At 46.9% G+C, this 21,150-nt stretch carries 14 protein-coding genes and 1 tRNA gene; 5 read left to right on the top strand and 10 right to left on the bottom strand.

The window, feature by feature from the left end; genetic code table 11:
- Positions 1-24: 24 nt before the first annotated feature.
- From ACWB0I_RS08325 to trhP, 5 genes are all read right to left on the bottom strand, one after another.
- Entirely contained in the window at positions 25-765 is a 741-nt protein-coding gene (locus ACWB0I_RS08325; RefSeq protein WP_479387593.1) for an outer membrane lipoprotein-sorting protein, read from the bottom strand.
- Between the two features lie 46 nt (positions 766-811).
- A complete protein-coding gene (locus tag ACWB0I_RS08320) occupies positions 812-3,688 on the bottom strand; it encodes an efflux RND transporter permease subunit (protein ID WP_479387592.1) in 2,877 nt (958 codons plus the stop codon).
- 69 nt (positions 3,689-3,757) lie between these two features.
- On the bottom strand, positions 3,758-4,342 hold the full coding sequence (locus tag ACWB0I_RS08315) for a TetR/AcrR family transcriptional regulator (RefSeq protein ID WP_479387591.1): 585 nt from the start codon (positions 4,340-4,342) through the stop codon (positions 3,758-3,760).
- A 256-nt stretch (positions 4,343-4,598) separates the two neighbouring features.
- A complete protein-coding gene (locus ACWB0I_RS08310) occupies positions 4,599-5,330 on the bottom strand; it encodes a creatininase family protein (RefSeq protein WP_479387590.1) in 732 nt (243 codons plus the stop codon).
- A gap of 21 nt (positions 5,331-5,351) precedes the next feature.
- Positions 5,352-6,659, bottom strand: coding sequence for a prephenate-dependent tRNA uridine(34) hydroxylase TrhP (trhP, locus tag ACWB0I_RS08305; RefSeq protein ID WP_479387589.1), 1,308 nt, complete (start codon positions 6,657-6,659; stop codon positions 5,352-5,354).
- Positions 6,660-7,359: 700 nt separating this feature from the next.
- Between trhP and ACWB0I_RS08300 the strand changes: the two genes are divergently transcribed.
- The 4 genes from ACWB0I_RS08300 to ACWB0I_RS08285 all read left to right on the top strand — a co-directional run bounded on the left by ACWB0I_RS08300 (position 7,360) and on the right by ACWB0I_RS08285 (position 14,392).
- A complete protein-coding gene (locus ACWB0I_RS08300) occupies positions 7,360-9,915 on the top strand; it encodes a M16 family metallopeptidase (protein ID WP_479387588.1) in 2,556 nt (851 codons plus the stop codon).
- A 61-nt stretch (positions 9,916-9,976) separates the two neighbouring features.
- Positions 9,977-13,366: a M20/M25/M40 family metallo-hydrolase gene (locus ACWB0I_RS08295; protein ID WP_479387587.1), complete on the top strand. Its 3,390-nt coding sequence runs from the start codon at positions 9,977-9,979 to the stop codon at positions 13,364-13,366.
- 137 nt (positions 13,367-13,503) lie between these two features.
- Positions 13,504-14,265 carry an acyl-[acyl-carrier-protein] thioesterase gene (locus ACWB0I_RS08290; RefSeq protein ID WP_479387586.1) on the top strand — a complete coding sequence of 254 codons (762 nt, stop codon included), beginning with the start codon at positions 13,504-13,506 and terminating at the stop codon, positions 14,263-14,265.
- Between the two features lie 43 nt (positions 14,266-14,308).
- Positions 14,309-14,392 (top strand) — tRNA-Leu (locus tag ACWB0I_RS08285).
- A 347-nt stretch (positions 14,393-14,739) separates the two neighbouring features.
- Here the strand turns inward: ACWB0I_RS08285 and ACWB0I_RS08280 are convergent.
- The 4 genes from ACWB0I_RS08280 to ACWB0I_RS08265 all read right to left on the bottom strand — a co-directional run bounded on the left by ACWB0I_RS08280 (position 14,740) and on the right by ACWB0I_RS08265 (position 18,076).
- Positions 14,740-14,880, bottom strand: a complete 141-nt coding sequence (locus ACWB0I_RS08280) for a hypothetical protein (protein WP_479387585.1) — start codon at positions 14,878-14,880, stop codon at positions 14,740-14,742.
- A 286-nt stretch (positions 14,881-15,166) separates the two neighbouring features.
- The gene (locus ACWB0I_RS08275) at positions 15,167-16,210 is read right to left on the bottom strand and encodes a sensor histidine kinase (RefSeq protein ID WP_479387584.1); all 1,044 of its coding nucleotides are present in this window, start codon (positions 16,208-16,210) and stop codon (positions 15,167-15,169) included.
- A 1-nt stretch (position 16,211) separates the two neighbouring features.
- Entirely contained in the window at positions 16,212-16,997 is a 786-nt protein-coding gene (locus ACWB0I_RS08270; protein WP_479387583.1) for an enoyl-CoA hydratase-related protein, read from the bottom strand.
- Positions 16,998-17,011: 14 nt separating this feature from the next.
- Positions 17,012-18,076: a glucose-1-phosphate thymidylyltransferase gene (locus ACWB0I_RS08265; RefSeq protein ID WP_479387582.1), complete on the bottom strand. Its 1,065-nt coding sequence runs from the start codon at positions 18,074-18,076 to the stop codon at positions 17,012-17,014.
- 401 nt (positions 18,077-18,477) lie between these two features.
- On the opposite strand from ACWB0I_RS08265, the gene groL reads away from it, so the two are divergent.
- Positions 18,478-20,103: a chaperonin GroEL gene (groL, locus tag ACWB0I_RS08260; RefSeq protein ID WP_479387581.1), complete on the top strand. Its 1,626-nt coding sequence runs from the start codon at positions 18,478-18,480 to the stop codon at positions 20,101-20,103.
- Positions 20,104-20,953: 850 nt separating this feature from the next.
- Here groL and ACWB0I_RS08255 read toward each other — a convergent pair.
- Positions 20,954-21,150, bottom strand: a 197-nt coding sequence (locus ACWB0I_RS08255) for a hypothetical protein (protein WP_479387580.1), incomplete at its 5' end; no start/stop codon positions are given.

The following is a 21,150-nucleotide window of genomic DNA, read 5'->3' as shown; positions in this document are numbered from 1 at the left end:
CTTGCATGCCAAAGATGCCTTTGCCTATTTGCTTCTTTTTAAATACCTCTTGGTAAACAGCCTGTCTGCCAGACCGGTATCAAATTCAATATTTTTCAATTTCATGATGGTGCTGTGTTCTTCTTTTAAATCTCTTAATTCCATCTCTTTGGAGACCCAGTATTTACCGATTTTTTCGATTTGCCGGCGCTCCATCACTTTCCACAGATTTCCACCTTTGTCATAAAATTCTACTTTAGCCGGGTAGTAATTATCCTTGCGCACCCACATCTTCAATTTACCGTAATCTTTTTTGACACCTGCTTTAGGCCTAAGTTCAAGGATCCAGTAGTCGGCATTCTGGTCGAGCAGTTTTGCGTTGTAGTCCTTAGCATATCGAAAGGAGCTTAGATCGTTGTAGGTGAAATCCGTTCCGGCAAATTTGGTGTTTTTAACATGGGAAGCGATGCGCCGCACCTTGTGAAAGGCCGGCATGTACAGATATTGTACATCGTTTGGCAATCCTAAAAAAGCAATTCCTTTCTGGTCCGCAGGCGCCGTAAAACGCAAAATTCTCTTTTCGTCGCCTTTCTGCAGGAATTCCGCAGTGCGCTTCTTCTGATTGCCCTTCTTATCGATCAGAATCATAGTTAAAGTAGCTTTTTGATCCAGCGGCGCATTGACTACCGCATCGGCTCTGGCCACAATGGATTGAGCATCCTGGGCCCAAACCAGGGCTGCTGTGATGCAAACCAAACCGAAAAGAAACAACAATCGACGTTTCATGGCAATGACTCCTTTGATTAGTTTACTTAAAACTTTGCAAAAGCATTTAATGTCGTTTCGGGAAATCTCCAATGAATCGGGCTCTGGTCACCAAAATTAGAGCCGGTAAAAAGGTAATGGCCCCCAGACTGCTGAATAGCATGGTGGCGGCCGTCAGCCAGCCAAATCGCTGAATGGGAATTAACTGAGCAAAAATTAATACCAGAAATCCCATGCCCACCGACAGGGCGTTAATGGCGATGGCCTTACCGGTAGTACGCAAAGTCTTTTCCAGAGCCTGCCATTCATTGTCCGTTTTTTGCAGTTCTTCCTTAAAACGATTTGTAAAATGGATGGCGTAGTCAATGCCAATACCGATGGCGATGCTGGCAATCATCATGGTGGCGTTGTCCAGCGAAATATTAAAATAGGCCATGAGGGCAAAATTGATCAATACCGTTAATACGATGGGTGAAACCGAAATCAGCCCTCCGATCCATGAACGCATTTGAACGATTAAGATAATGGTAACCAGGATCAGGGCAATGGCCAGGCTCTGGATCTGGCTTTTTAGCAGACTGGCATCGATCCTGGCAAAAATAACGGGCATGCCGGATTGCACAAAACGCACACGCACCTTTTCTCCCTGAAGTCGCCGGGCCCGGGCCAGGGAATCGGGCAAGGCTGCTAACCGTTCATTGATCAGCCACAGGTCATCGCGTAATGCATTGCGAAAGGTTTCTTTGATTTTTTGTCGGGAAGTAAATTCTGAGAGCAGGCGCTCCACACCGGCCATTACTCTGTTGTACTGGGCCTCTTCATTTAAAATAAGGTACATGGAGTGCGCAGTAGCCCGCACATCTTCTTCCGCATACGCGTTGAAGTTCTTCAACTCTTGCTTTATGATTTCCAGAATTTCATGTTCTGAAGGCACAGCCCCTTTTTGCAACTGTTCTGATACCTTTTCAATAATGGCAAAAATCGTGTGCTCATCTTCAATTTCGATCTCAGATTCATTTAGAAAAAAATCATCCAATTTTTTCTTGATTTTCTCAATGTCTGTTTCGTTGAACGTTACCTCTTGTTGGTTGGCGACGGCACGAATTATTTCCTCAATTTGCGCCGCTTCAGGTATTCTTTTAATTCCAAACTGTTCAAAATCCCCTTGAACATCTTTCGTTATTTTCTGGATTACATAGGCCCTGATCGTAGCTTCATTTTGAGCATTACGTTTAAGCGCCACCAGGGAGGTGTCCAGATGGGTTGTAATAAAACGGTTTATCGCCTCCACCGCTGTCACTATTTTTTTGGTATCCATGGTGCCCATGTTGGCCTGAATGATCCCCCGACTGGCGTCATTATTGACCAATTGTTCCATTATGTTTTCGCTTTCAATAAAAAACCAGAGGTTGGCCACACCGGCACGCGTATCTGGAATGGTGTAATGGCCGTTCATCACCTGATTCATCTCGCAAATAAAATCGGCTACCGATTGCGGCTTACTTACGTACGGAAGAGTTTCCATAAATTTTTCCAGATCGCGCATTTGCTTGAGTACAAATGGATTTTTTAAATCTCCTTCAACTAAAATTTGAATGGGGAGGGACCCGCCGAAATTTTTCTCCATCATTTTTTCGGCGATTCGAATATCGGTGTCTTCTTTGAAATAGCTGAGCATGTTCGCCTGGCGCTTCAAACGGGGTAAGCCTATCATGGCGACGATGGTAATCAAGGCTGCCACAGCAACAATGGATTTTTCATTTTTAAGTACCAATCGGGCTAAAGAATCCATAAAGGCCGTTAGCACGTTATCTTCTCGCCCCTCTTTATTGCGTTTTAGCTTTGGAGGCTTAAAAAAGGTAAGCATGGCCGGAACAAAGGTGATGGACAGCAGCAAAGCAAACCCCACACCGATTCCGGTAAAAACGCCAAACTGAGTAACCGAAGTCAAATAGGAGCCAATAAATGAGAAAAAACCGATGAGCGTCGTTAATCCGGTTAACACGATTGGAATCCCCACCTCAGAAAGCGCTTCCTTAATACAGGCATTTTTGTCCGAACAAAAATGGATATCTTCCTGATAGCGGGCCAGCATGTGGATACTGTAGGCAGAACCGATGGCCAGAAGCAGGACGGGCATCACATTGGAAATGATGGAGAGTTTGATGTCCAGCAAGGTCATTAATCCCAGGGCCCAGATCGTACTGATCATCACCGTCAATAGGGGTAACAAAACGCCGCGTTTGGTGCGAAAGCTGAAATAGAGCATTAATACCAGCATCAGGGCCACAACGGGCACCAGGCGCACCATGTCTTTCACAATGATGTCATTGATTTCCAGCATTTGCATGGGCAGACCGGAAAAATAGAGCTGGTAAGCGCCTGCCTTTTGCAGAGCAAGTTGTTTGATTTCCGCGGCAACGCGTTCCTTATCAGCATCGTGTTTAAGCCGGGCGATGATAATCGTAATTTTACCATCGGGCGAAACAATGCGCCCCCGATACATGTCTTTGGAGAGCGTGTATTTTCTGATCCTATTTAATGTTTCCGCGTCATGGGGAATATTGTTTTTATCGATCAGCCGGCCTACTTCCAGCCCGCCTTCAACACTCCGAATATCCAGCATATCGGTTAAGCTCATCACCGAGGCGACGCCCTCTAATTGTTTGATCTTTTCAGTCAGGGTATCAATGACCAGCAACGTTTTGTACGTGAACACATTGTCCGACTCCAAACCGACCATGGCAATGGAGGTGCCGGCAAATTCTTCACCGATACGATTAAAAAGAATGACCTCCGGATCGTCTGGTCGGAGATAGGACAGAATATCGCTGTTGATCTGAATGTACTTGAATTGATAAGCAAAAAACAGAGTGAGCAGAAAGGTAATGAGCACAACAGGAAAACGCCAGCGGATTACCCAATCGGCAAATGACTTCATCATCCCCTCCATGAACCAATAAGATATGTTTCGAATTTTTACGTTTTATATTCGAAAAAGATTCAAAAAAATTCAGTTTCGCTTTTCAATTCCTTTTAAAAGAATCTTGAGCATGGCATCGATATTTTCCACTATTTTATTTTCCGGAATTTCCAGTGTCCAATTATATTCCAGCCCCTTCATGGCAGCCACAATGGTCTCTGCCGTTAAAGTCACATTTTCAATGGCAAAAACGCCCTGCTGGATGCCTTCCTGTAAAATATTGCTGATCATGGCTATTTCAAAAGCATCGTAGTTCTGACGCGCCTTTTCAATAAAAGAGTAGTGTTTCAGGTAATCGTCGCGTAAGGCGTTGTAGTAGTTAGCCAGTTGTTTAATCTTAAGCATGCGCGTGACAACGTAACGGCGAATTTTAGCCTGCGGTGTTGTTTCGGCGTGGACCGCCTTCAGCAATTCATCCTTTAAAATGCGCCCTTCCTTATCCACCACTTCCTGGAAAATGGCCTCTTTATTTTGAAAATAGTAATAGATACTGGCCTTGCCCATGCGCGCCATTTTAGCAATATCTTCGATGGTCGTTTTAGCCAGGCCAAAGCGGGCAAATAGACTTTGGGCAACTTCCAGAATTTTTGATTTGCGTAAGGCTTTGTCTACCATATTCTCCTTTTCGAATTTTTAAATGATCTGTTCGAAAAATATCAAAATTCATTCAGAAATGCAAATTTAAATAAGGACGCATGGTTTATTTCTCCACTCACGGCCCTCTTTTCAAACAGACAGAAACGGTTTGATTCATCAGAGGGTTCAGTCAAAGGTAATGCCCCTTTACCGATTGGACGCATTTTGCTCTTACAAAAATCAAGACGGCTTTCGATGTTAGGAAAAGACATTGAAAGATGAGATCAACCGTGGATTAAAAAAAATGTTTGTTGATGATCAATAGCGCCATATCCAGTAAAAAGTCCACTAATCTCCGGCCGGTTTGCACATCGGCCAGCGCAGGATGGCCCCGATAGCCATTTTTTTCCGCATCCTGGGAAAGCGGCAATTCTTTATGTCGATGATCCACCTGATCCGGATGCAGAAACAGCATTACCGAAGTTTCCCATTGCCCGGCATGTCCGTCATAAAGCGGAATGTGGTTGCCATCATGATCGATGATTTGCGCCATCTTTTTCAGACCGGCATCTAAAAAGAGGTAACTGGTTAAGGGCAAAAATTCAAAAACGCTCTGTTTCTTCAGTTTACGGGCTGCCGAACTCATGGCCTTCAGGTGTCCTTTGCCGGCGTGACCGCTAACCACGATTCCCTTTTTAAAACCGTGCTCAGCCAGTCTGAGCCCAAACTGGTAAATGGTATTTCGCACGATATTTTGTTCGTGGTTCAACGTACCCGGTCTTTGAATACCGCCAACGCCGAGGGGTACGGCCGGCAGAATGAGGGGCTGAATCTGGTCGTGGGCCTGCATTAGCTTTTGAGCCAGCAATTCCGAAAATTTTTGGGCGATTAAAAAATCGGTTCCCAGAGGCAGATGCGGACCATGTGCTTCCATTAAGCTGATCGGAAGCAGTACAATAGTTTGTTCTTTGTCCAGCTGATCGAGCTGCAGATCGGTCAGGTTCTGGTAGAATAGAATTTCGGGCATGGCAATCCTTTATTTTACAGATTAGAGAAGAATCGTTTCCTCTTGTTTTACAACTTTTCGTAAGAGCATAAATGGTTCCGGTTTAACAGGCAGAGGAATTTTGACATCTTTACCGCCCCCGTGGGCAACCTCTACCTTTTCATCGTCAGAATTTACGATTTCCTTAACCGTAAAACGGATGGTCTTTTGAGGGCTGATTAATTCCAGTTCATCGTTTATTTCAAAACGATTGCGTACGGAGAGGGTGGCTAATCGACGCCGCTCATCCCAGGCTTTAATAATTCCGCAGAACAGGCGACTCTGGTTGGCTGAATGCCCGCTTTCGTAGTTTTGGCCATTTTCCAGTGGATTGCGTTCCAGAAAGCCGGTAACATAGCCCCGATTGGCCACGGCGTACACTTCCTGTAAGACCTCTGACGGAATGGGCTGCCCTTTTTGTACATAATCCAGAGCCTGACGATAGGCGCGCGTAATCACGCTGACGTAGTAAAGCGATTTGGTCCGTCCCTCCACTTTCAGACTGTTAATGCCTGCTTTCACAATTTTGTCCAGAATGTGAATGGTTGAAAGGTCTTTGGCGTTCATGATGTAGGTGCCGTGCTCATCTTCATCGATGGGCATAAGCTGTCCCGGTCGGCCTGCTTCTTCCAGGTAGAAGTGTTCGGAACTCATGGGTAAGAGGACATCGCGTTCGGTTTCCATTTCTGCAGGCTCGGAATAGACTTTGTACTCCCAGCGGCACGCGTTGGTACAGGTACCCTGATTGGCATCGCGATGGTTGAAATAATTGGAAAGCAGGCAGCGCCCGGAATAGGCAATGCAGATTGCGCCATGGACAAAGGTTTCCAGCTCAATGTCGGGTACATGCTGGCGAATTTCTTCAATCTCCTCCAGGCGTAACTCACGACTTAAGATGATGCGTTTAATGCCCAGCTGTTTCCAGAAGCGTACGGTTTGCCAGTTAACGGTATTGGCCTGTGTAGAGAGATGAATGGGCAACTCCGGATGTTTTTCACGCGCCACCAGAATCATGCCCGGATCGGCCATGATTAAACCATCGGGCTGTAAAGCAGCTACACGCTGGAGCATTTCTACGAAAGAGCGAATTTTATTGTTGTGTGGATAAATATTCATGGTCAGGTAAAGGCGTTTTCCGCGGGCATGGGCGTACTCCATGGCCTGCACGATTTTTTCCATGGTAAAATCATTCTCTCTGGCCCGTAATGAAAAACGGGGAATTCCGGCATAAACGGCATCGGCTCCGTAAGCAAAGGCGTATTGCATTTTCTCAAAGGTGCCGGCTGGCACAAGTAGTTCGGGTCGTTTCATTTTTCTCCTGTGCTTATTTGTTTTAATGTGAATTTACGTGTTTTGTCCTCTTTCACCAAAAAAATGCCGGAGGATTTCCAAATATTCCCACACCATTTTAATTAAAAATTACGAATTACGAATTATTTTTTGAAAAGGCAAGTTGTGCCCGGGCGGTGAAGGCCTGTGTCGGCATGTCATTCTAATCCCGCTTCAGAGGTAACTCGAGCTTCAGCTCGAGACCCCCCACTGGCAGACACAAGCGTGGAAAAGTGTATGTGTCTAAGAGTTAATTAGTTGAAGGTTGAATGGTTAAATAGTTAAATGGTGCTGAGTGTCATTCTGATCCCGCTTTAGCGGGAGAAGAATCCCTTACACTAGCAAACAATTCGCAAACGCAACGTAACTCGAGCTTCAGCTCGAGCCTTTTGTAAAGGCGAAGAAAGATTTCTCCGCTCCGCACATCAGTCGAAATGACAATTTGGGAGACCTGTGCCGTTTGTCATTTCGATTCCCCGCTTTAGCAGGGTGTTAAATCTTTTACCTTGGAGGGCTGAACCCCGATTTTCGCGAGAGGGGGTTTGGGGGTGAGGGCTAAACCGAAGAATCCTTTACACTACCTGGTTGGACTTCCCATTCAAAACGCACCAACGATTTCATTTTTTATTTAATCGTTTTGTTTTGTAAATTTCAAATTATTCAAGAAGATCAGGAGGCTCACATGTTTAAGACAACGATTTCCATATTACTATTAAGTATGGTCTTCTGGCAGCCATTAGCAGCCCAGAATGTACCGTTTTCCATTCATCGTCTGGACAATGGTCTGGAGGTATTGCTGATTGAAAATCCGGCTCTGCCCATGGTGGGCGTTAATGTGGTGGTGCGCGTAGGATCAGCCTACGAAGATTTTTCCACCAGCGGCATGAGTCACATGCTGGAACATCTACTGTTTAATGGCACAATCTCCCGTTCCCAGAAACAACTGTACGATGATGTGGATCGCATTGGCGGCTACAATAACGCCAATACCGGTGATTTTTACACCAACTTTATGATGGTCACCCCGGCAGAAAACATTCGCCAGGGCATGGAAATCCAGGCCGACATGCTCTTCTACTCCACCTTACCGGAAGATAAGTTTGAAAAAGAAAAAGGCATCGTCCTGGAAGAGATTTCCAAAACGTTTGCTGATCCGGATGCCCAGCTGGAAAGCAATTTGAACAGTATTTTGTTTGAAGGACACGCCTTAAGCCTGCCCACTCTGGGCACTTATTCTACCATCCGCGGGTTGGATCGTGATCAGGTTTTCGAGTTCTACAAAAATTTTTACGTACCCAACAACATGCGTCTCAGCGTCATCGGCCGATTCGACTCTGAGCAAATGTTGAAAATGATCAATGAAATTTATGGTCAGGAAGAACCAGGCCTGGTGCGTTTACCTGAACTTTCCAACTGGAGTTTTGCCTATGATGTTTCCCATCTAAAAATTCCCGCTTCCGGGCAGGTATTCCATCGCTACTACAGCGGCCGGAATAGTGTGGTTGAATTCATCTTTCCGCTTAAAGGAAAACTGGACTACACGCTAAGTCAGTTAATTGACAAAAAACTATCGGACATGGCCATGGAACTGAAAGCGCAATTAGGAAAAGACATCGTCCGGGTGAAAATGAATACGATCACCAGTCCCGTAGCAAACTTTGTTGAAGTACGCATAGACTATGCCGGTTTTAATCCCGATGTAGAGGGTTTGAAGCAATCCGTGATGGCCTTTTTAAGTTCAGCCGATTTTTCTTACTCTCCGGCCCTGGCCCGGACCCAGGCCAACAAAATCCGCACCTTTTTTCTTAAAAACCTGGAAAAACCGCACATGTTCGGCATCTACAATGCCCAGATCATCGCTACGTCGGGTTTTGACAATCTACTCAGAACCTTTGAACCTCAGCATGTAATGGCCATGGCCAGCCGATTGAGTCATTTTAAGATCGAAGGCGAACCCATTACAGTGGTACAGTTTCCCCGGAAAAAATCGACAAAAGGGCAAAGCCAGCAGACCAAAATCGATGTTCGTTTGTTCGAAGCCAGGGACGGATTACCGACCATCATTGTTAAACAAAATCCGGCTTCGCAGTTAATCGCCATTCACTACCTGATCAAACACAAGGCCTTCTGGCAAGCCCGATTTGGCAAGCATGCCGCTCAAATCCTGCACGATTGTCTGGGCCAGCGTTTGAAATCAGAAGAGAATCAAATCATGACACAAAAATTCGGACTTTCGGTCACAGTGAACGACAATCCCTACATTCCCATGGATGATATTTATTTACACCCCGATTTCAGCTACATTCGTATTGAAGGGCTGAATAGTGACCTGCCCGGTTTGATCCGCTTTTTGAACCAGCTCCTTCTGAATTTCAAACCAACTGAACAGGAGTTGCAGAAGGCCAAATCAAAATTAAGCGCTCAGGGCATAATGGGCAGAAAAGCCGACCCGGCGCGAAAGCTGTTCGATCATTTGTTGGAGGAATACGTTTACGAAACCGGTCCTTACGCGCCAGGTCCCGAAGAGATTTCTTACCCGCAATTACTTGAGTTCAGCAAAAATTATTTTCAACCGCAGAACATGATCATCTCCGTTGTCTCTTCGGCCGACGCCCAGACGGTTTATCAAAATTTTCAGAATTTTAAGAGCACAACCGCTGTTCAGGAAGTGCCAGTGGTTACCAAAAGCCTCAAGCTACACCAGCAGCCGGTGCAGATTGAAAAGGCGGGCAACGGTCAGCGCTCCTATCTATTCTGGGGCTATTCCAGAGTAATTGAAAAACAGGACCATCCGGCCTTAAAAGCGCTTTCGCTTTTGCTTGGCGATAAAATTGTGTTCCAGATTCGGGAGAAACAGGGCATGGCCTACCACATGCGCGCCGGAATCGAAATCCGTGGGGATCGCGCTTTATTTTACGTCTCCCAGGGCACACGGCCTCAGAATGTAGATGTGTTGCTCAAACAATACGCCACTTTTTTCAGACCTGAAGTCGTGAAGGAATTTACAGAAGACGATCTGCAAAAAGCCATTAACATGTACCTGGGGCGCATGATGTTCCGCCGGTTGTCCAGTATTAATCAGGCTTATTACCTGGCCCATTCCTACTACTTCCATCGGGACATCCATTACGATCAAATGTTCCTAAATGCCCTGAAACAGGTGACTTTAGAGGATGTTCGACGCGTAGCGCAAAAATATCTTCAGGTGCAAAATACGGTGCAAATTGTCGTCCGTTAACGGGCGCTCAAAGTAGAAAAAGTCAAATTCAATTAGCATAACATTAGGCGGAGAGAGAACCATGAAAAGGAAAAACACTCTCATTTTATTCTTTTTAATAAACATCTTTTTATTGAGCGGGCATCTGGCGGCCCAGACCACGCGCATTCATCACGCGATTCGGGCGCAGATTTTTCCCTCCGAACAATCGCTTTCGGTAACGGACACTCTCTCATTCCATTTTGACACGCCCCTGCAAACGCTCGATTTCACCTTGCATTCCGGATTGCAGCCCAGGATTCTTACCGGAGGGGTACGTCTGAGTTTGGCAGACACCAATCTTTCTGGCCAGGACCTGGGCATGGATGTAGAAGCGCCGGAAGTGCTGGCCCGCGTGCGCCAGAATCGTTACCGTTTAACAGCGGCCCATCATCAACCATTGCCGGGCCAGATTATTGTTCAGTATTCGGGAACCATTCACCATCCCATTGAACAACAGGGTGAAGAGTATGCGCGGGGTTTTAGCACCACGCCCGGCATCATTGACACACAGGGCGTCTATCTGGCCGGCTCCAGTGTCTGGTTACCGCAATTTGACAACGAACTGATCAGTTTTGCTTTGACCGTAGAACTTCCTGAGGGCTGGGATGCGGTCAGTCAGGGACGGCGCACCAGGTATCAAAAAGAAAAGGATCACAGCCTGGTCCGCTGGATTTGTCCCCATCCCATGGAAGAGGCGTTTCTCATCGCCGCCCCATTTTTCGAATATCAGCGGCAGGTTGGAAACGTTAAGGTCATGGCCTTTTTGCGCTCCCCGGATCAGGGCCTGGCCAACAAATACCTGGAAGTAACAGGACAGTACCTGGAAATGTACCGCCAGTTGATCGGCCCTTACCCTTTCTGGAAGTTTGCCCTGATCGAGAACTTCTGGGAAACCGGTTACGGTATGCCCTCTTTCACTTTGCTGGGGCCGCAGGTCATTCGTTTTCCCTTTATCCTGCATTCTTCCTATCCCCATGAGTTGTTGCACAACTGGTGGGGAAATAGTGTTTACGTGGATTTTACCCGGGGCAACTGGTGTGAAGGGTTAACGGTTTATCTGGCCGATCATCTGATCCAGGAACAGCGCGGTCAGGGCGATGCCTATCGCCGATCTACCCTGCAAAAATTCACCGATTACGTCAATAAAGACAATGATTTCCCACTGTCCCAATTTCTCTCCAGGCACGACGCGCCTTCGGAAGCCATTGGCTATGGAAAGTGCATGATGATCTGGGAAATGCTGCGCACCGATTTAGGCGACAAGCTGTTTGTACAGGCCTTACAGGATTTTTACAAAACCAGGCAATTCACCCGCGCTTCGTTCGACGATTTACGAACCAGCTTTGAAAAAATGAGCGGCAAACCATTGAAACCATTCTTTGAACAATGGGTCAAGCGTACCGGAGCTCCGGAACTGTTGCTAAAAGAAGCCGACGTAAAAAAATCGGGTTCGCAATTTGAACTCCGCTTCACTCTAAAACAGATTCAGGAAGAAGAGCCTTTTTCCCTGAAAATTCCCGTTGCCGTATTTTTTAAAGAACGGGCAACCAGCCAGATAGTGCAGATGGATTCGCGTCAGCAATCATTTGCCATGACCTTTGCCGAACAACCGCTCAAGATCGAGATCGATCCGCAATTTCAGGTCTTCCGGCGCCTACACTTCAGTGAGATTCCACCGGCGCTTTCCAACATTTTTGGAGCAAAGCAGATTTTAATCGTTCTGCCGGATGGGCTGCAAAAGGGTGATCCTTACCGACAATTGGCGCAAATATGGGCTAAAAGCAAACAAAAGAAAGTGGAAGTAAAGCAGGCCTCTGAAGTACATAACCTGCCTACCGATCGACCGGTGTGGATTTTTGGCGATGACAACCCTTTCAAATCTTTGATTGAGCAGGGCCTGAGTCACTATGACGCCCACATTAACAGCGATCGCGTACAGTTAGAAAAATTTGATCTCCCGCTGCAGGACAACAGTTTTGTCATTAGCGTACGCCATCCGCAAAATCCAAAAACCGTGCTGGTCTGGTTGCGCATTGGCCATCCGCAGGCCGTGGCAGGCCTGGCCCGAAAACTGCCTCATTACGGAAAATACAGCTACCTGGCCTTTAGCGGCGCTGAACCGACCAATATTGCCAAAGGGCAATGGCCCATCGTTCAATCGCCGCTGCAAAAGTTGCTGGCCCGTGAAACCGTACCACAAACCGTTCGCTTGCCGGCGCGTGCCCCGCTGGCCCGTTTAGCGCCCCTCTTTTCCGCCGAACGCATGATGCAGGATATCCGTTTTTTAGCCAGTCAAGAACTGGAAGGTCGCGGGCTGGGAAGCCGGGGACTGGAACGGGCCGCCGCTTATATTGTGCAACAATTTAAAAAAGCGGGTTTATCGCCCGCGGCCGATGATGGCAGTTATCTGCAGGCCTGGCAAGAGGTAGTTGGCCCTCATGGCGCCAGGGACACCGTTAAAAACATCATCGGCCTGATCCCGGGTAATGATCCCCGGTTGAAAGATCAGGCCGTTGTAGTCAGCGCCCACTACGACCATCTGGGACGCGGCTGGCCGGATGTTCACCGTGGCGACGAGGGGAAAATTCATCCCGGAGCCGACGATAATGCCAGCGGCGTATCGGTTTTACTGGAACTGGCCAGAGTGTTAGGCCCCACATTCAAGCCCGCGCGCACTGTGCTTTTTGTCGCCTTTACAGCCGAAGAAGCCGGCCTGAAAGGATCGCGATATTTTATTAAACACTACCAGCGTTTCCCTCCAGATAAAATAATGGCCGATTTGAATCTGGACACGGTTGGCCGCCTGAACGGGAAAAAGGTACTGATTTTAAATGCCGCCAGCGCCAGAGAGTGGCCGTTTATTTTCATGGGCATTGGTTACGTGACAGGCGTTCAGGCCCAGATGGTCACTCAGCCGCTTGACGCCAGCGATCAGGTGGCTTTCATTGAAGCCCAAGTTCCGGCTGTACAGATTTTCTCCGGCGCGCACACCGATTATCACCGGCCCACCGATACCGTAGATAAAATTGATGCCGATGGGCTGGTTAAGGTGGCCACCCTTACGCGCGAAGCCTTAGTCTATTTAAGCGCCGAACGCAAAGAACCTTTAACTTTTCAGGGAACACAGGGCGCGACCAAAAGCGCAGGCCGGAGCGCCACTTCCGGAAGAAAGGTCAGAACCGGAATTTTACCGGATTTTACCTTTGCCGGCCCGGGCATTAAAATTCAGAGCATTTCACAACCTTCTCCGGCTGCCAGCGCCGGACTGAAAAGCGGGGACGTAATCCTTAAATTCAATAACCAGCCGGTTGAAAATCTGAAAGATTACAGCAATCTGTTAAAAAAACACTCTGCCGGAGACGTGGTCACCTTCACCATCGAACGAAAGGGAAAAACTCAAACCGTGAAGGTTCGGCTGGAAAGCAGATAAAGTCAATCTCTAAGAGCCATCGCTAAAAGCAGAGCCGGGCCGAATGCCCCGCTCGTTTTCTGCGCAATCTCGGACAAGAAAAGCGGATTACACGCCGTTTTAAACGGTGCGCAGGCAAAACGAACAAAGGAATTGCAATGGAAGACAAACCGCTATTATGGGAAGAAGTTTTCAAAATTCGGGCTTATGAAGCCGGTCACGATGGTCGGGCTAAGTTGCAGGCCCTGTTCAATTATTTACAGGAAGCGGCAGCCAATCATGCCGCCCGTTTAAAACTTTCGAAAACGGATCTGGATTCCATGGGATTGACCTGGGTGCTTTCCAGATTCCATCTGCAAGTTTTCCGCTATCCGTTCTGGAATCAAAAAGTTTTCGTAGAAACCTGGCCTTCGCAAAAGCAGGGATTATTCGCTTTACGCGATTTTATCATTCGCGATGAACAGCAGCATACGGTAGCGCTGGCTACCTCGTCCTGGATGCTCATCGATTTTAAGGCCCGGCGCCCGGTACGCTTACCCGCCTTTTTGGAAGCCTATCAAAACCATGAAAAAGGGCGTGTTCTTGACGACCCGTTCCCTCACCTGCCGGAGTTAAAGACCGCACAGAACACAAAACGCTTTCAGGTACGCCTGAGCGATCTGGACATGAATCAGCATGTAAACAGTACCATTTACATCGATTGGGCTCTGGAAGCCGTGCCGGACCACATCCGTACGGCGCATCAAATTCACAGCCTGGAAATCAACTACCGAGCAGAAGCCGTGTACGGCCAGCGGATTATTTCGCTGGTGCAGATTGATCAGGGGACGGATGAACAGATAGCTATTGTACACCGCCTGGAAAGGGATGAAGATCAGCGGGAACTGGCCCGCCTGGTGACACGCTGGCAGCCAAAATGATAGTTGCGTCAGGCACTAAAAAAATTTAAATTAGCAACGATTTGCGAGGATGGCGGAATTGGCAGACGCGCCAGACTTAGGATCTGGTGCCCGCAAGGGCGTGGGGGTTCAAGTCCCCCTTCTCGCACTAACTAGACATACTGTTCCCCCAGCATATTCCTCCTTCAATCCACAGCTTTATTTTGTAGAATAAGTTCATATCTTTAAAGATTCTTAAATTTTACCGATAAAAGGTCTGAGACTTTGTTGAAAGGCATGCGGCAATAAATTCTAAGGCAGCATAGCCGCACCCAAAAACTTCTTTAAAAAATGGCAGGCCGGTGCCCCTGAACCCTTTAACTCTTACACTCTTACACTTTTAATTCTTCTCCTTCAATAGCAGAAGTCATTCCACGAATTAGCCCTCACCCCCTCGATCCTCCTCGCCCAGAATAAAAATCTGGGAAAGGGGGAAGGCATGTGTGTGAAATTTTCTTAATTGTCCTGCAGCTCCAGCCGGTTGGAGCCAAGCGGAAATCCCGATCTTCGGGGACAGGCTTGTCCGGCCGTAGGACGGGCCAGTCTGGCCACCGGACAGGCCCGTCTGGCCACCGGACAGGCCCGCCAGTCTGGCAAGGCTCAGCCTGTCAGGTCTGGCCACCGGACAGGCCCGTCTGGCAGCACCAGCCGGACAGGCAAAGCATTCACAAAGTGCGCAAAGATTGCAAATAGAAAATTGCAAAATATCTTAACATACCGGAGTAGAACTCAGCAAAGCTGCACCATTTGCTCCCCCTTCCTTTATTAAAAGAAGGGAAGGGGGCGGGGGGTTAGGGTCTTCATCACTAAAATTTTCGAATCCCGCCCTGGCGGGATAAATCTTTCAATTGAAGTATTCAAAATGCCTGCTATGCAGCATTGTTTACAGGGGCAGGGTAAAATAAAAGGTCGAACCACCTTCCCGATTATTGTAGGCGGCAATCCGGCCACCGTGTTCCTCAATCAGCGTTTTGGCGATGTACAGTCCCAATCCTCCGCCTTTCAAACGGATCGGTGATTGTTCCAGGCGATAGTAAATTTCAAAGACCTTGGTCAGGTGTTCCGCAGGAATTCCAGGTCCTGAATCGCTAATTTGTACCAGCAACTGCGGTCGCTTTTTACTCATTACCTTCACACTGATTCGGATGAGACCATCTTGTTTGCTAAATTTGATGGCATTTAACAGGAGATTAAATAAAACACGTTTGATGGCTATTGGATTCACAGCAACCAGAGGCAAATTTTGCGGGATGACGCTCTGGATTTTAATATTTTTACGATCGGCCAGCACCCACAGCGAGCGCACAACATCGTTAAGCAGACGATTAAAAGAAATTTTAGTCCTGGCTAACACCGGCGTGCGACGTTTAGAACGTAAAATATCCGAAAGTTCCTGTAACAATTCGATGGCCAGGTCGGTTTGCAACAGGATATTGGCAATGATCTTTTTCTGCCCGACATTTAATTCGCCAAAAATATTTTGATTGAGCAGTTCCACATAACTATTCAAATTTTGCAAGGGTGTTCTGAGATCATGCAAAACCAGCGAAGCCATCTCTTTTTGCTTTTTCATGCGCTTTGCCAGCTGAAGGACATTGTCTAACAGCAATTCCAGATGCTGCGGTTCATTACAGAGTTTCTCCGGCCATAACAGGTCAAAATCTTTGGTTTCTTTTTTTAGCTGTCCTACCTGCACCCAGAACAGAAAGCCGGCTGCTTCTAATTCTTTTTTGAAGCTCAGTGGCGAATCCCGCTCTTCACCGGCAATCCATATAAAAATATCAAAACGCTTATCTTTGAGTCGGGCTTGCAGTTCACCAACTGAGGCCAATACCAGATGTTTTATTTGCCACTTTTCCAGCATAAGCAGCAGACTCTGACAGAGCGACTGATTTTGGTCAAAGATGAGTATGGATGGTTGATCCATATCAACGACCCTTAAACTTAGGCTGTCTTTTTTCGAAAAAAGCCTGAATCCCTTCAGTTTTGTCTTCCGTGTTACAAACGCGTCCAAATTGCAACGCCTCCACCTCCATGCCCTTATCCAGCGGCAGGTCCAACCCCTGATTCACTGCCTGTAAGATGGCGTCAATAGCAATGGCTCCTTTGGAAATTATCTTTTTAAGTAACGATTTGCCTTCCTCGATTAACTTTTCCGGCTCTACGACGTGGTTGACCAGTCCAAGTCGCAGAGCTTCCTCAGCATCGATCATTTCACCGTTTAGCAATAGTTCCAGGGCCCGTCCTTTGCCAATCAAGCGCGGCAAGCGTTGCGTACCGCCGTAGCCGGGAATAATGCCCAGATTGATCTCCGGTTGTCCAAAGCGGGCATTTGCCGCGGCCAGACGCATGTGGCAGGCCATGGCTAATTCACATCCTCCACCCAGTGCATAGCCATTCACCAGGGCAATAAGTGGTTTAGGAAAGCGTTCAATGCGCGTGAACAGGCGTTGTCCAAAACGGGCAAAAGCAATCGCCGCTTCTTCATCCAGGGTTTGAATTTCCTGCAAATCGGCCCCGGCCACAAAGGCTTTGTTACCGGCGCCCGTCAGCAACAGCCCCTTCACCTGGTCATCATTTTCCAGTTGATCCAATAGGGCATCCAGCTCTTTTAGAGTCAAATGGTTTAAAGCGTTTAATTTGTCCGGACGATTGATGGTTACGACGGCGATAAAATCTTCCACCTCTACCAGTAAAGTTTTAAAGGTTGTCATGTCTCCCCCAAATGTTACAACAGTTCAATGCGACTCTGATCGCCAATTAAAAACCGATTGGTCGCTGGCCGACCAGCGGTTTTAACAATTTCTGCCTCATTCCCCAGCAGGCTGTGTTCTACGCGGATGGTCACGTCGATGAGTTTACATTTTTCCAGTAAAATACTGAACTCAACCTCGCTGTTTTGAATCAGGCATTGGTTGTAAATGGAAGTAAAGGGCCCGATGTAACTGTTTTCAATCCGCGTATGTTTACCAATTACAGCCGGTCCGCGTACGATCGAATTAACAATAGTGGCGCCTTCTTCCAGCACCACCTTGCCGGTCACCAGGCTCTTTTCATCAATCCGACCTGCAATCTTTTCCTGGAGATTTTCCAACACCAGGCGATTGGCCTCTAACAGGTCATAAGGTTTACCGGTGTCTTTCCACCAACCGGTAATTTCGGAATAGGTTACCTTGTATCCATGCTCCAACAGATATTGATGGGCATCCGAAATTTCGAGTTCACCGCGGGCGCTGGGCTTAATGGCATTCACCGCCTCAAAAATCGAGGCATCGTAGATGTAAATGCCAGCCACAGCAAAATTACTTTTTGGTTTGGCCGGTTTTTCTTCAATCCGTACAATGCGATTACCGTCCAGTTCCGGAACGCCAAAACGCTGGGGGTCTTTAACGCGTGCCAGCGTTAAATGGCAGTTGCTTTGATTCTTCTCGAATTCATCAATAAAGCGCTTCAAACCGCCCACCACCATGTTATCGCCCAGATAGAAGACAAAGGGTTCCTCCCCAATAAAATCCTGAGAAATTTTAACCACATGGGCCAACCCTAACGGCTTCTCCTGAGGGATGAAAGTGAAATGCACGCCAAATTTTGAACCGTCTCCTAATGCATCGGGGATGGCTGTCGATTCGGCATTGTAAACAATGCCAATGTCATGGATTCCGGCTTGCGCGCAATATTCGATAGCGTAATGAAGGATCGGTTTATTGGCGATGGGAATTAGATGTTTGTTCTGGGTATGAGTCAGGGGCCGCAAACGGGTCCCACGCCCCCCGCTGGTAATCAATGCTTTCATTTCTACTTCCTCTCTCTGGCCGGTGAAAAATTTAAGAATTTTGATAAAAGAAAATAAGCAGTGAAAGAGATACTTTCAAGTGATCCATTTCAATTTTTCAAAATCTTTTTTGGTGAAACCATAAATTCGCAAGATCGGGGTTCTTCACGACCGGCAAGAGGCCCTTTAAACAAAATGAACAATGCGCTGCAGGATACAAATCGAACACTGAGAAAAATATCTTGCAAAAGATCAAACAACTTTTTAAATTAGCACTCTCAGACAAGGAGTGCTAAATTTAACTTATTGATTTTTTAAAAATTAAAAAGTTGTAAATTTTCATGTAACTTATTAGCCTTGTATTGAATCTAAATTCATTTGAAAAAACGTATAGTTGAACAATAATAAGGAGGAACCTGTAAATGGCAGCTAAAATAATCGAGTTCGATATTGATGCGCTGAACAAAATTAAGGACGGAATTGATGTTCTGGCCAAAACGGTTAAAATCACCCTGGGCCCAAGAGGTCGTAATGTGGTTATTGATAAAAAATTTGGCGCCCCTACCGTCACCAAAGACGGTGTAACCGTAGCTAAAGAGATTGAATTGGAAGACCCTTTTGAGAACATGGGCGCTCAGATGGTCAAAGAGGTGGCGTCTAAAACCAGTGATGTGGCAGGCGATGGTACCACGACCGCCACGGTTTTAGCCCAGGCTATTTACACCCAGGGATTAAAGAACGTTGTGGCAGGCGCTAATCCAACGGCCTTAAAACGCGGCATCGACAAAGCGATTGAAAAAACGGTTGCTTTCCTGAAAGAGATGTCCAAAGAGGTAGAAGGGAAAACGGAAATCGCTCAGGTAGGCGCTATCTCTGCCAATAACGACGAATCCATCGGTAACTTAATTGCCGACGCCATGGAAAAGGTAGGCAAAGATGGGGTTATTACGGTGGAAGAAGCCAAATCCATTGAAACGTCTCTGGAAATCGTAGAAGGTATGCAGTTTGATCGCGGATATGTCTCTCCCTATTTCGTAACCGATTCCGAAACCATGGAAGCCATTTTAGAAGATGCCTTCATTTTAATTCATGACAAGAAGATTAGCGCAATGAAGGATCTGCTCCCTGTGCTGGAAAAAGTCGCTCAAACCGGTAAGCCTTTGCTGATCATCGCTGAAGACATCGAAGGCGAAGCGCTGGCTACTCTGGTGGTAAACAAATTAAGAGGCACGCTAAAAGTGTGCGCGGTTAAAGCACCGGGCTTTGGCGACCGTCGTAAAGCCATGCTGGAAGATATTGCCATTCTGACTGGCGGGCGTGTCATTAGCGAAGAAGCCGGCTGGAAACTGGAAAACGCCACGCTGGATGATCTGGGTCGCGCCAAACGCATCACCATTGATAAAGACAATACGACCATCGTGGAAGGCGCTGGTTCTACCGAAGATATTAAAGGCCGTGTGAATCAAATTAAAGCTCAGATCGAAACCACAACCAGTGACTATGATCGTGAAAAACTGCAGGAACGCCTGGCTAAATTAGCTGGTGGCGTGGCTGTTCTGAAAATTGGCGCTGCGACCGAAGTAGAGATGAAAGAGAAGAAAGCACGTGTTGAAGACGCTTTACACGCTACACGCGCAGCCGTTGAGGAAGGCATTGTACCTGGTGGAGGCGTTGCTCTGTTACGGGCCGTTAAAGCGCTGGATGAACTAAAATTGGAAGGCGATCAGCAGATCGGCGTTGACATTGTGCGTCGCGCTCTTGAAGAGCCCATTCGTCAGATTGCCGAAAATGCAGGCTATGAGGGCTCTGTAGTGGTTAATAAGGTTTTAGAAAGCGACGGCGCCTTTGGTTTTAATGCTCAGACCGAAAAATTTGAAGACTTGCTGAAAGCTGGCGTTATTGATCCAACCAAGGTTACACGTTCTGCTCTGGAAAATGCTTCCAGCGTGGCTGGACTGTTACTGATGACTCAGGCCATGATTACCGAAAAACCGGAACCGGAAAAACCAGCTCCACCGGCGCCAGGCGGTATGGGCGGCATGTACTAATTAAGGAACGACAATAACAATCAAAAGAAAGGCGGAATATATTCCGCCTTTCTTATTTTTGGGATGATAAACGGGGAGCGGATCCGATTTATCGGATTGCCAATTCCTGGCCCACTATTTTCGAATTAAGGAGGGAACGATATACCCCCGGTGCCTGATCCTTCCTGCTTTAGCAGGAAGGATCGAAACGGCTGCGCCCCCCCACAGCCCGCTTTAGCAGGCGCAAATTTTAGTGCTGTTTAGAATACTTCCTTCAAAAGATCTAATCCCGCCACAGCGGGATGCGAAAATTTTTGTACTGCATTCTTACTAAGCTTTCCCAAAAGTTAAAGTAGATGAACATTTAAAAATCAAAATTTACATTGTAAAGATTATAACTCCCCCTTCCCTTTTTTTAAAGGGAACAGGGCCGGGGGGATGGGTTTTTAACAAAAGCTCGACATAAATGCTTCGCCCGTACAAAGTCGCGGACTGAAGCACGAGTTACATTGCTCTTTCGAATGGTCTGCCAATGTAAGGGATTCTCAGAATGACATGCCGGCACGGTTCCTCACCGCCTGGACATAAGTTGCCCCTTCGCAAATTAATTCATAATTCGTAATTTTTAATTTAAAATTACTTTATTGCGCCCTTTGTGACTGCTCTGGGCTTTCTGTGCTTGCTTAAATCATTGTGGAAATGTTTTTAGTTGCGGCTTTGCTGCCTTAGAATACTTCCTTCAAAAGATCTAATGCATTAGCGTGCGAAAATTTTTGTGTTAAATATCCTAACCCCCCGGCCCCCTTCCCTTCTTTTAATAAAGGGAAGGGGGAGCAAATTGTGCTGCTTTGCTAAGTTTTAGCCTTACATGTCAATAAATTTTATTTTTTTTTCTAAATCTTTGTGCTCTCTGCGGTTGTTTTTGGTTGCGGCTTTGCTGCCTTAGAATACTTCCTTCAAAACTTATAATCCCGCTTAGCGGGATGCGAAAATTTTTATGCTGTTTTAGGGAGGACGTGTTGAAGAATTGGTTTAAATTATTTCTGCGAATATCTGCTAAATCTGCGC

Source organism: Caldithrix sp. (assembly GCF_056497305.1).
The sequence above is the reverse complement of the archived record's forward strand: the minus strand, read 5'-3'. Positions and strand labels throughout refer to the sequence as shown.